We start from the raw sequence: 11996 nt of genomic DNA on the forward strand, positions 1-11996 counted from the left end.
TAACACGAATAAAAAAGCCGAGCCCGCAGCTCGGCTTTTTTATTGCAACTCAGAGAGTTAATAAAAGCCATCCTGATTTTGTTTCATCTTAACCAAGACATCGGCTGGTTTGAAGCGCGCTCCATAAAGCTCTTGATAATGCTCCAATCTATCCACAACGGTAGCAATTCCACGCTTATCCATATAACGGAAAGGGCCACCCTGGAATGGTGGAAAACCGATACCAAAGATAGCACCCACATCCCCATCACGAGCACTGCGAATAACACCCTCATCCAAACAACGAGCAGCTTCATTTGCCATCAATAACATGCCTCGTTCAGCAATTTCGGCAGAACTGACTTCTTTGCCTGGCTCAACACCAAGCACTCGATAAACAGATTCATCCACCTGCTTCTTTTTACCTTTAGCGGGGTATTGATAGAAACCGCGATTGTTTTTACGACCTTTGCGATCATCATCGAGCAGTTTGCTGAATGCCTTTGGTGGTTCCATGCGTTCGCCAAAAGCATCTTGAAGGATTGGCGCGACCTTGGTTGCCACATCAATCCCCACCTCATCCAGCAAAGTTATAGGCCCTACAGGGAAGCCCGCTTTAACCATCGCTTTGTCGAGCTTCTCAATAGCCACGCCTTCGCTCAACAGAATCCCAGCTTCGTTCACATAAGGCGCCAAAATACGATTAACATAAAAACCCGCCCCATCATTTACCACGATAGGTGTTTTGCCTTGCTGTTTGCCTAAAGCGACACAGGTTGCGATCACCCAGTCTGCCGTCTTGTCAGTTTTAATAATTTCTAATAAAGGCATCTTTTCAACAGGTGAAAAATAATGCAGTCCTACGACATGCTCCGGACGTTTTGCACCCTCTGCAATTTTGCTAATTGGAATTGAAGAAGTGTTGGTGGCAAAAATAGTCTTCTCAGAGCAATTCTCTTCTACGTCCTTTACCATTTGATGCTTCAAATCCAAATCTTCAAACACCGCCTCAATGACCATATCGCAATCTTTGAATCCTTTGTAGTCAGTGGAGCCGGTCAAAAAAGACATGGCATTGCGCGCGTCGCTGGGCGAAATAATACGTCGCTTCATTTTTTTGCTGATAATTTTCCAGCTGTAATTGAGCGCACCATTAACACCTTTTGCGCTAACATCTTTAACGCGAACCTGCTTACCTGCTTTATCCACTGAAACGTAAGCAATGCCCGAGCCCATCAGGCCACCGCCCAACACGCCCACTTTGTCGACGGTTATCGCCTCAACATCACCATCAACGCCTTTGTCTTTCTTCAGCTCAGTTGTTGCAAAGAAAATACTGATTAGTGCTTTAGCCTCCGGCGTCACTACTAGCTGGCCAAAGTTTTTAGCTTCTATCGCCAGACCGGCATCGAACCCTTGGCTATAACCTTTTTCCACACACTCAATAATTTTATGAGGTGCAGGATAATTGCCCTTAGTTTTACTATCGACAGTTTTACGAGCCTGATTGAAAACCAGATTTCGCCCCAGTGGATTAGCTTCTAATAACAGCTCCTTGATACCAGCCAAAGACAGATAATAAGTCCAGGGCTTCTTCTTCGAGCGGTCTTTGCGTAATTCATGCAAACGTCTGTACGCCGCTTTCATCAAGTTCGCTGCTGGAACAACCTCATCCACTAAGCCCAGCTTTTTAGCCTGCTTCGGGAACAGCTGCTTTCCGGTCAGCATCATATCTAACGCTGATGGTATTCCCACTAAACGTGGCAAACGCTGTGTTCCGCCACTACCCGGTAGCAAGCCTAACTGCACTTCTGGCAATCCCAACTTTGATTTTGGGCTATCACTCACCACACGGCCATGACAGGCTAACGCCAACTCTAAACCGCCACCCAAACAAGCGCCGTCAATCGCCGCAACAATTGGCACTTTAAACTTTTCCAGTTGAGCAAATAGTCGCTGTCCTGTTTTAGCAATTTCTTCGGCTTGTTGTGCGGTATCAGCGCTTTTGAGAACGCTGATATCAGCTCCAGCAATAAAGCTCCCTTCCTTGCCGCTGCGAATAATCACGCCTTTAACACTGATGTCATCGGATAGCTTTTCAAGGATCTCGCCAACCTGTTCACCAAACTCAGGCTTCAAAACATTCTGCGCTTCGCCTGGCAGGTCGATAGTTATGACAGCAATACCATCATCTTGCATTTCTAATTCAAAAATTGACTCAGACATTATTCAACCTCCAGGATCATTGCTGCACCAAGACCGCCAGCAGCACAGGCAGTTGTTAAACCAACCCCTCCGCCACGGCGCTTTAGTTCTCTCAATGTTTGCGTAATCATTCTTGTACCGGTTGCGGCAAACGGATGGCCATAAGCCAACGAGCCACCCAGCACATTGAATTTATCCATATCAATGTCACCAATTTTGGTACGCTGACCGAGCTTTTCTTTGGCGAATTCAGTGGAACCAAAAGCCTGAATATTTGAAATGGTCTGCGCTGCAAAGGCTTCATGCATATCAATCAAGTCTAAATCCTTTAGCTGCATTTTGGCTTTCTTCAATGCCATAGGCGTTGCATAGGACGGGCCCATCAGCATGTCATGAGTGGCTTCGATTGCAGCAAAGGCATAACTCTTAATATATCCTAATGGCTCGTAGCCTAATGCTTTGGCTTGTGATTCTTTCATCATCAAGACAGCTGATGCGCCATCGCTTAGTGGCGTAGAATTGGCTGCCGTCAAAGTACCGTACTTGCGGTCAAAGGCTGGACGCAACTTGGCGTAACCTTCAAGCGTCGAATCAAATCGAACGATATTATCACGGTGTAGCGGGTCTTTTGTGTAGGACTCTGCATAAGCGGTCATCACTTCATCATCCAGCTTGCCCTCTTCCCAGGCTTGCGCGGCCAAAGAGTGCGAACGATGGGCTAAAGCATCCTGTTCTTCACGAGTAATACCACGATCACGCGCCATTTGCTCGGCGTTCTCGCCCATCGTCATACCTGTTGAATATTCTTTGATTGCAGGCGGAACCGGTAACAAGTCTTTAAAACGCAGGCCTTTGATAATAGAAAGCTTTTGGCCGACTGTTTTCGCTTTCTGCAAGTCGACTAAGGCTAACTGTAGCTTACGACTGACTCCTATCGGCACCACAGATGAAGAATCAGCACCACCGGCAATACCAATGGTGATATCACCTAAGGCAATCGAATCAGCCATGCTGGCAACGGTTTGGAAGCTGGTGGCACAGGCTCGCGAGACAGAATAGGCATCGGTGTGAACATTCATCGGTGTGCCCAGCACAATTTCTCGTGCGATGTTCGGTGCTTCCGGCAGAATAACCACCTGGCCAAAAATAACACGTTCAATTAACTTAGGATCAAGCTCGCTGCGTACCATCAGCTCATTGACCACCATTTTACCCAACTCAATAGCATTGATGCCTCTGAAATGAGTCGCCTGTTTGGCAAACGGTGTTCTCAAGCCTGAAACGATGGCAACACGATCTTGCTTAGACCGTGCTTTTTTACCTGCTGATGTTTCACTCATGCCTGTCTCCTGATCAAGAGTCTTTAAAATGATTATTCCTTCGATTGTACCTGAACAGCCCAACTTTTCAAACGAACGTTTGAATACCGTATCGCAAGCCACTCCAATTCACTTCATTAGTTTTCGGCGAAGAAACAATTAGTTGCATTTTTAAAGTGTTTTTTGATACAACTCAGGGAGCTTTTTTTATACATTGAACTATTCATCAGTTCGGCTTACAAAGCATTACCACAACTGGATACCCCATAACATGAGTATCAAACAACAATTTATTGAATTAGAACAATTCCTTAAGTCACGAATTATAGGTCAGCATGAGCTCGTTCATAAAATGCTGATCGCCTTACTTGCCGATGGCCATTTGCTGGTAGAAGGCGCACCAGGTTTAGCCAAAACCCGTGCTATTAAAGAACTTTCGACCGCCGTTGAAGGTGACTTCCACCGCATTCAGTTCACTCCAGATTTATTACCAGCAGATTTAACCGGTACCGAAATTTATCGCCCACAGGAAGGGACCTTCCATTTTCAGAAAGGCCCACTGTTTCATAACATGATTCTGGCCGACGAAATTAACCGTGCGCCAGCCAAGGTCCAATCGGCTCTGTTAGAGGCCATGGCAGAACGCCAGATTACTGTGGGTAGTCATAGCTTTGCACTTCCGGAGCTTTTCTTAGTCATGGCTACGCAAAACCCGATTGAGCAGGAAGGAACCTACCCATTGCCCGAGGCCCAACTGGATCGTTTCTTAATGCAGGTTATTGTTGATTATCCTGACACAGAAGCTGAGGCCGAAATTCTAGCATTGAATCGTCAAGAAGCTTTAACTGGTGAGTCAACGCCCATTAACCCACTTAGCCAGCAAGATTTATTTGTAGCGCGCAAAGAAGTTCTCTCTACTTATATGGCACCAGAAATTGAAGAGTATCTGGTACAACTGATTATCAGCACCCGTCAACCAGAAAAACTGGGCGGAGCTTTAGCCAGCTATATTGAGTACGGCGCAAGCCCTCGTGCGACCATAGCTCTGGATCGTTGCGCACGCGCAAATGCGTGGCTGAATAATCGAGACTATGTTACGCCTGGCGATGTGCAAACCGTATTGTTTGATATCCTGCGCCATCGCATTATTCTAAGTTACCAAGCCGAAGCCGAAGGTGTTACTGCTGATGCCATCATTGATGAGTTAATCAAACAAGTTCCAACACCTTAAGATCAGTTCATGACACATAAGCCAATTACCTCACAGCAAGCAGGCTCAAACTCTATTGAATTAAGTTTGGAACAACTGATTGCCTGCCAATATTGGGCTCGCGAAAGCATTCCGCTGCCCAATAAAAAATCTAAAGCTCATTTAGTGGGTGGTCACTTATCACCTTATAAAGGTCGAGGTATGGAGTTTTCTGAGGTACGTCAGTATCAACCTGGTGATGATATTAGAACTATTGACTGGAAAGTAACCGCACGCACTGGTGAAGTACATACCAAAATATTTCAGGAAGAACGGGAAAGACCTGTATTCCTGTTGCTGGATTTACAGGACTCCATGTTTTTTGGTTCCAAAAAGCGATTCAAATCAACTCTGGCCTGTTTGCAGGCGGCGCGAGTATTCTGGACCGCGCATAACTCTGGCAACCGAGTAGGAGCGTTATTAAATACCGCTGATGAACACGTTGAGCTAAAACCTTCTAACCGCCGCAAAAATGGCCTGCGACTCTTGCAACATATGCTGGAGTTGCACAACCAGCGGCTGCAAGCGATTTATCAGCAGGAAAAGCCCTTCACCATTAACAGCAATGCTCTGTCGGATGCATTATCACGGCTTCGTCATTTGGTTAAAGGTGGTAGTTTGATTTATATTTTCAGTGACTTTTCCAATCTCTCTGAAGCATGCAAGCAAGATCTCATCCATCTTGCACAACATAACGACATTCATGCGGTCATGATGACCGACCCACTGGAGCAGTCGATCCCGGTTGCAGGAGAATTTCTACTGACTGATGGTGATAGTACTATCGCTTTAAATTCAGCAAGACCCGGTTTTAAAAATCGCTACCAGGAAATGTTTCATGACAAGCTGATAAAGACGCAAAGATTTTTCCAGGAAGCTCAGTGTAGTTTTGTCGAATACAGCACCTCACAAGAACTTAGCGACTTTGCAATCAATCCATACCGCAATCGTTCAACATCCAGTAAAAGAGCATAAACAGAGACTATGGCGAATCCTCAACAGGCTCAATTGTTAGAACAACTACGCGATATCCATCTCCCGGATGATGTCAGCTGGTGGCCATTGGCTATTGGCTGGTGGGTTGTTTTAGCGATCATAATAGCTGTGATTACTTTACTGATCGCTAAAGCCATTGTGCAGCAACGTCGTAAACGCTATGCCCGTTTTGCGCTGATTGAGCTTGAAGATATCAAGCACAGCGATAATAAAGATTGGCTCATTCAGACGCACCAGATTATGCGTCGTGCCAGTTTATGTTATTTCCCTAAATCGCAAGTAGCCTCGATGGATACCAAGCACTGGGTCATATTGTTGTATCAAACTGGTAGCGATATCTGGACACAACAGAACCTGCAACTGTTAGAAGAAGGCGTCTATCGAAATCCAGACACTATTGATTCCGAGCATAAAGAGCAGTTCTTGCAAGAAGCCAGTTTGTGGCTAAATAACTTACCCCATTTAAAGCAATTGCCAGCCTTTACAGAGTCTTTCGCCATGGAAGCTCAAGGAGGACAGTCTCATGTTTGAGTTTGTCTGGCCTTGGACCTGGGTACTATTACCTCTTCCCCTGTTGATCTGGTGGCTGGCGGAACGCAAGCGTCAAAAGCAAGCCTTAAGAGCTCCACTATTTTTGTACTGGCGCAGCATTCAGGAACAGCAAGGTAAATCAACTAAACGCTTTCCCTGGCTGACCTTTTTAATCTGGGCCTTAATGATAACTGCCTTAGCCCGCCCACAATGGGTCGGCGATACCATGGACTTGCCGGCTACTGGCCGCGATCTGATGATCAGCATTGATATTTCAGGCTCAATGGAAATGCCGGACATGGTCATTGAAGACAAAGAAGTTGATCGCTTGGTAGCAGTTAAAGCTTTACTCACTGACTTTATTGCGCGCCGCAAAGGTGACCGCGTCGGCATGATATTATTTGGCGAACAAGCCTACCTGCAAACACCACTGACTTTTGATTTAAAAACCGTGCAAACCATGCTGGATGAAACAACTATCGGTTTAGCAGGCTCATCACGCACAGCTATCGGTGATGGCATTGGCCTGGCAGTAAAGCGTTTGCGCGAACGTGATGCCAATAATCGCGTGCTCATTCTATTAACTGACGGCCAGAATAACACCGGAGCGCTAAATCCGCTTCAAGCGGCCGAACTCGCCGAACATGCAGGAATTACCATTTACACTATCGGTGTTGGTGCCGATGAGATGATTGTGAAAAATCGATTCTTTGGTAATCGTCGTATAAACCCATCGCTGGAACTGGATGAAGAAAGCTTGATTGCAGTTGCCGAAAAAACCGGTGGTCGTTATTTCCGAGCTCGTGACACCAAGGAGATGGAAGAGATTTACCAAATTATTGATGAACTAGAGCCGGTGGAAGATGACTACCAGAGTTATCGTCCTATCAAGGCTTTGTTTTATATTCCTCTTTCTTTAGCGTTGTTGATTTCATTACTATCAATTTTGATTCGAACATTAATCAGCTGGCGCATGCACTCAAGTGCTATCACCCAAACGAAAGTTGGCAGTACTAATCAGGAGGATACTCATGTTTGATTTCCTCCCTGACATACACCTACTACATTTCGTTCGCCCCTGGGCATGGTTATTGTTAATACCAGTTTTTATTTTTTGGTGGCTCTACCGAACCCGAGGTCAACAAGCCAGCGGTTGGGCAAAGCTGATTGACCAACACCTTTTAAGCTGGCTAATGCCTAAATCACAATTAGGCAAGAGCATTCAATGGCAAAAGAATCTACTTCTCGCTTTCTGGATTTTAGCCGTGGCCGCTTTATCCGGGCCAAGCTGGAAGAAGCTTCCTCAACCAGTCTTCTCAAACCTTGCATCACGAGTCTTAGTACTCGACCTTTCGGCTTCAATGGATTCTCCCGATGTGAAACCCAGTCGTTTGGCTCGAGCCAAGTTCAAACTTACAGACATCCTGAAAGCGATTAAAGATGGACAAACTGGCTTTGTAGTCTATGCCGGCGACGGTTTTGTATTAAGCCCTTTAACCACTGATACTGACACTATTGATAATATGGTGGGAGTTCTTGCGACCAATCTAATGCCCCTCGTCGGTAGCCAGCCCAGCAAAGGTATCGAAAAAGCAATAGAGCTTTTAGACAATGGCGCGGCAGGTGAAGGTGATATTATCTGGATCACTGATGGCGCCAGTGATCGTGAGCTTTCCAACATTGAAAGTCTAATGAGTAAAACGCCTTACAACCTTAATATTCTGGCTATTGGAACCGAACAAGGTGCCCCTATCCCGATGCCAAATGGTTCCGGATTTATTAAAGATTCCAAGGGCAACATCGTTATTCCCAAACTTAACTATGACGAGCTGGCAAGCCTTGCCGATGATATAGGCGCAACCTTAACGCCAATGACCGCGGGCAATGATGATATTGATTTGTTACTTGAGCGGGAGCAACTCACTATCGATGAAAAGCTTGAGAAACAGGATATTATGGCAGACAGCTGGGAAGATGCTGGATTCTGGCTACTATTTTTAGTGCTACCGATTTTATTGCTCGGCTTTAAACACCGTTCAATGTTCGCGGTTATTGTTATCATGTCATTCAGTCTGACCATTAGCCCAGATGTACAAGCAAACCCGCTTGAGAAAATGTTCCTCAATAAAGATCAGCAAGCAAAAAAGCTACTCAATAAAGAACAATATGATGAAGCTTACAAAACGTTTGAAGACCCACAGTGGAAAGCGGTAGCAGCTTATCGGAATGAGGAATATAAAACAGCACAAGATTTCTTCGAAAAAGGTGAGCAGTTAAAACCAGCGGACCAGCATTATAATAAAGCCAATGCTCAAGCCTTGGCTGGTGATCTAGAAGCAGCCATTGAATCGTATAATCAAGCACTCAACCTTGACGCCCATCATGAAGATGCTCAGCATAATAAGCAGATAGTGGAAGACTTATTAAAGCAACAACAGGAGCAGGAGCAGGAGCAGAATCAACAAAAAGATGAGCCCTCTGAGTCTGAGCAGGAACAAAATGATCAGCAACAAGAGCAACAACAGAATGAAAACTCGCAAAATGACGAGAGTAGCGAACAACAACAAGAGTCAAGCGAGCAACAGCAGCAAGAACCAGAATTAACTGAAGAAGAACTGCAGCAGCAGTTTAAAGAAGAAGAGAAAGATCAGGAATTAGAGCAGTGGCTCAAACGACTGCCGGACGACCCCGGCGGCTTGTTGCGTCGCAAGATGTATCAAGAGTATCGGAAACGTGGCCATAGACAGCATGTTTATGAAACATGGTAGAGATACCTTAAACGGGTTTACTGGAATGAAAATGATTAGGCAAATATCCCTTTACTGCTTTTTAACCATCGGCCTTATGTTTGCTCAAGCACTTGAGGCCAAAGTTGAATACAGTTTAGATCGCGGAGAGATTCGCGAGAATGAAACCTTTCGCTTAAAAATTGTGGTCCAGAACCCTTCGACTTTGGCCAACGCGTTACGTCTTGATTTTCTTCCCGAGGAGCTTGAGCGCCTTAGTCTGCAACAGTTTAATAACAGCACAATGGTTAATGGTCAATTTCAAAGCGAGATGGGCTGGGAAGTTAAGTTACTGGCGAGGCAAGCCGGAACTTATACGATACCAGCAAGAAAGTTTGATAACGAAACTGCTGACTCCTATACCATTCGTGTTTTGCCAGCCATTGATGAACTGAAAGATGATGACAGTCCCGCCAAAGTAAAATTACGTGCTGCATTAAACCTTGAAGATGTCTATGTACAACAACAACTTATCCTAACGGTCAGAATCTATCGCTCGGTGGTGACTCGCCATGAAAGTTTAACGTTACCGAAAGCTACAGGAGCGCTACTGGAACAACTGGGGGGTGACCGAACTTTCGAAATGGTACAAGGCAATACCAGTTACCGAGTAGTCGAACGCCAGTTCGCTCTCTTTCCACAGCAAAGTGGTGAGCTTCTAATTGAACCGATGACTTACACCGCAACGATACTCGATGATAGTCAATCGTCAAATCCGTGGGGGCTAAGTCGCACCAAACCGATTTCATTGAGTACGCCCCAATATAAAGTTAACGTCAAACCTAAACCTGGTGAGGCGGAAGAGCCTTGGTTGCCTGCAACCAACCTTAAGATAGAAGCTATATGGCAACCAGGTAATCCGACTTTTGAGGTTGGCGCTCCTGCAACCTTAGAGTTCAAAGTTAAAGGCACTGGCCTGCTACAAACTCAGTTGCCTAATATTACTTTCCCAGAAATGAATGGGGTAAAAATATATCGTGACAGTCCTGAGTATCAACAACTGTTTAATCGACTGGGAGTTACTAGCCATCACATAGAAAAACTTGCCATAGTTCCAAGTCAATCTGGCTCGGTAACCATCCCTGAACTGCGCATTCCTTGGTGGAACACCATTTCAGATAAACAAGACTACGCAGTGTTACCAGCGATGACTATTGAGGTAAAGCCTCAAGCACTTTCAGGCCAATCCAGCAGCATTGAGCCGGTAGTATCCAAAAACCTGAACGACGAAACGGCAACCTCAAATTTAATTTCAGAATCTTCTTCCTCATATACTTCTGAACAAGGTAATGCCACTCTCTGGCAAATCATTAGCATAGTGCTTGCTGCACTCTGGTTACTTACGCTTATCCTTTGGCGTTTTACCAAACCTAAAGCAATCGTTGGTCATGTTGCTGATTCAAATATAACTGTTAGCCAGACCGAGCAGGTGTTCAAATCCAGTTTGTCTGAAATTGAAAAGGCTTGTAGCAATAATCAACCGAAACTCACTCAGCAGTTACTCTTACAATGGTGTCGAAATCAGCCTCACTTAAAGCACATTCGTAACCTTAATCAGCTCAAACAAACCGTCGAGCATATTCATCTTTCTGAGCAGTTAGATGAACTGCAGGAGGCGTTGTATTCACCACAAAGCGAACAAGATTGGCAAGGCCAATCCTTAGCAGCCGCTCTCCAATACTTGCCAAAACCTGAGGCGTCCCATAGAAAGCAAGGCTTACCCAGACTCTACTCTTAATCGACTTGACTATCAGTCGACCGGATTGGAGCCAAGATTGGCACTCTGGTCGACTGTTGCTACAATGCCCCTTTTTGGTCATGAGATATCACTATGCAACTCAATCAATCGAAAGCAATTATCAGTGGCGGAGCCTCAGGCTTAGGCTTCGCAACAGCAAAAAATATCATAGAGAAAGGCGGTAAAGTCGTTTTACTCGACATCAATGAAGAACAAGGGCAAAAGGCTGTACAGGAACTGGGCAGCAATGCACTTTTTGTTAAAACCGACATCAGTAATGAGAGTGATGTCGAGTCAGCGGCAGATAAAGCAGCTGATTTTATGGGTGGTATCAATTTAGCGGTTGGATGCGCTGGGGTGTTGGGGGCAGGCCTAATCCATAGCAAGAAAGGTCCAATGCCTGCTGATTATTTTCAGAATGTGGTCAATATTAACCTTGTTGGTTCTTTCTTGTTAACTCGTGCAGCTTCACGTCACATGCAAAATAACGAACCGGTAGATGGCGAGCGTGGCGTCATTATTCATACTGCATCTATCGCGGCTTATGAAGGTCAGATTGGTCAGACTGCATATTCTGCTACTAAATCCGCTATTGTCGGCATGGTTTTGCCTTTGGCTCGTGAGTTTGCCCGTATCAATGTGCGAGTAATGGCTATCGCTCCAGGCGTATTCGAAACTCCGATGATGGAAAAGATTACCCCTGAGATCTGCGAACAAATCGCAGCCGGCATTCCTAATCCATCACGCTTTGGTAAGCCTTCTGAGTTTGCCTTAACGGTAGAGCAAGTGGTTGAAAATCAATACTTAAATGGCTCAACCATTCGCCTTGATGCAGCAGCCCGCCTGCAATAAGGAACCGTTCCAAAGAATATCAGCACTAGCTGTAGGCAATTCTTTGAGAGAGCCTACAACTGGTGCTGGTCTTTAACCATAGTTAAAAAACCGCGATCTTGACGTCTTTCAGCGATCACCAGGTTATCTTCAACGTCCAGCTCCTGCTTAATCGCTTCATCAATCTTCTTTTGATCGGCAGGCTCTTGTTTAATATAGGTTTCTTTGTCTTTGGACTGATAATTCCAAAAGGCCTCAAATTCCTTTGCAAAACGGGCCGGTTCTTTAAGCTCTTCTGATAATACTAATGTACACATGGCTTTTTCCTCTTTGTTTATTTGACGATTCCATTACACCACTTA

Annotated in this window: 10 protein-coding genes; 7 read left to right on the forward strand and 3 right to left on the reverse strand. The window is 45.2% G+C overall.

Translation table 11 applies throughout. The annotated features are described in order from the left end of the window. Nucleotides 1-57: 57 nt before the first annotated feature. Complete coding sequence (gene fadJ, locus KKOR_RS09950; protein WP_015780993.1) at nucleotides 58-2205, reverse strand: fatty acid oxidation complex subunit alpha FadJ; 2148 nt, start codon at nucleotides 2203-2205, stop codon at nucleotides 58-60. Then, nucleotides 2205-3524, reverse strand: coding sequence for an acetyl-CoA C-acyltransferase FadI (gene fadI, locus KKOR_RS09955; RefSeq protein ID WP_015780994.1), 1320 nt, complete (start codon nucleotides 3522-3524; stop codon nucleotides 2205-2207). The genes fadJ and fadI overlap by 1 nt, the downstream gene beginning before the upstream one ends. A gap of 250 nt (nucleotides 3525-3774) precedes the next feature. Between fadI and KKOR_RS09960 the strand changes: the two genes are divergently transcribed. The 7 genes from KKOR_RS09960 (at nucleotide 3775) to KKOR_RS09990 (ending at nucleotide 11655) form a co-directional block, all read left to right on the forward strand. Further along, a complete protein-coding gene (locus tag KKOR_RS09960; protein ID WP_015780995.1) occupies nucleotides 3775-4734 on the forward strand; it encodes an AAA family ATPase in 960 nt (319 codons plus the stop codon). Between the two features lie 9 nt (nucleotides 4735-4743). Further along, a complete protein-coding gene (locus KKOR_RS09965; protein ID WP_015780996.1) occupies nucleotides 4744-5727 on the forward strand; it encodes a DUF58 domain-containing protein in 984 nt (327 codons plus the stop codon). A gap of 9 nt (nucleotides 5728-5736) precedes the next feature. Beyond that, nucleotides 5737-6279 carry a DUF4381 domain-containing protein gene (locus KKOR_RS09970; RefSeq protein WP_015780997.1) on the forward strand — a complete coding sequence of 181 codons (543 nt, stop codon included), beginning with the start codon at nucleotides 5737-5739 and terminating at the stop codon, nucleotides 6277-6279. Beyond that, on the forward strand, nucleotides 6272-7318 hold the full coding sequence (locus KKOR_RS09975; RefSeq protein ID WP_015780998.1) for a vWA domain-containing protein: 1047 nt from the start codon (nucleotides 6272-6274) through the stop codon (nucleotides 7316-7318). The genes KKOR_RS09970 and KKOR_RS09975 overlap by 8 nt, the downstream gene beginning before the upstream one ends. Then, nucleotides 7311-9047, forward strand: coding sequence for a VWA domain-containing protein (locus KKOR_RS09980; protein ID WP_015780999.1), 1737 nt, complete (start codon nucleotides 7311-7313; stop codon nucleotides 9045-9047). Before KKOR_RS09975 ends, KKOR_RS09980 begins: the two co-directional genes overlap by 8 nt. 31 nt (nucleotides 9048-9078) lie before the next feature. After that, nucleotides 9079-10803, forward strand: a complete 1725-nt coding sequence (locus KKOR_RS09985) for a BatD family protein (protein ID WP_015781000.1) — start codon at nucleotides 9079-9081, stop codon at nucleotides 10801-10803. Between the two features lie 93 nt (nucleotides 10804-10896). Beyond that, a complete protein-coding gene (locus KKOR_RS09990) occupies nucleotides 10897-11655 on the forward strand; it encodes an SDR family NAD(P)-dependent oxidoreductase (RefSeq protein ID WP_015781001.1) in 759 nt (252 codons plus the stop codon). A gap of 53 nt (nucleotides 11656-11708) precedes the next feature. Here the strand turns inward: KKOR_RS09990 and KKOR_RS09995 are convergent, their stop codons facing one another. Beyond that, complete coding sequence (locus tag KKOR_RS09995; protein WP_015781002.1) at nucleotides 11709-11951, reverse strand: hypothetical protein; 243 nt, start codon at nucleotides 11949-11951, stop codon at nucleotides 11709-11711. Between the last annotated feature and the right edge of the window lie 45 nt (nucleotides 11952-11996).

The sequence above is a fragment of the Kangiella koreensis DSM 16069 genome, from assembly GCF_000024085.1.
Classification (GTDB): domain Bacteria; phylum Pseudomonadota; class Gammaproteobacteria; order Enterobacterales; family Kangiellaceae; genus Kangiella; species Kangiella koreensis.

Excerpts from the sequence above, each read along its gene's own strand:
- KKOR_RS09975 (WP_015780998.1), top strand. The coding sequence starts at position 6,272 with ATGTTTGAGTTTGTCTGGCCTTGGACCTGGGTACTATTACCTCTTCCC.
- KKOR_RS09990 (WP_015781001.1), top strand. The coding sequence starts at position 10,897 with ATGCAACTCAATCAATCGAAAGCAATTATCAGTGGCGGAGCCTCAGGC.
- KKOR_RS09995 (WP_015781002.1), bottom strand. The coding sequence starts at position 11,951 with ATGTGTACATTAGTATTATCAGAAGAGCTTAAAGAACCGGCCCGTTTT.
- fadI (WP_015780994.1), bottom strand. The coding sequence starts at position 3,524 with ATGAGTGAAACATCAGCAGGTAAAAAAGCACGGTCTAAGCAAGATCGT.
- KKOR_RS09985 (WP_015781000.1), top strand. The coding sequence starts at position 9,079 with ATGATTAGGCAAATATCCCTTTACTGCTTTTTAACCATCGGCCTTATG.
- KKOR_RS09970 (WP_015780997.1), top strand. The coding sequence starts at position 5,737 with ATGGCGAATCCTCAACAGGCTCAATTGTTAGAACAACTACGCGATATC.
- KKOR_RS09980 (WP_015780999.1), top strand. The coding sequence starts at position 7,311 with ATGTTTGATTTCCTCCCTGACATACACCTACTACATTTCGTTCGCCCC.
- KKOR_RS09965 (WP_015780996.1), top strand. The coding sequence starts at position 4,744 with ATGACACATAAGCCAATTACCTCACAGCAAGCAGGCTCAAACTCTATT.
- KKOR_RS09960 (WP_015780995.1), top strand. The coding sequence starts at position 3,775 with ATGAGTATCAAACAACAATTTATTGAATTAGAACAATTCCTTAAGTCA.
- fadJ (WP_015780993.1), bottom strand. The coding sequence starts at position 2,205 with ATGTCTGAGTCAATTTTTGAATTAGAAATGCAAGATGATGGTATTGCT.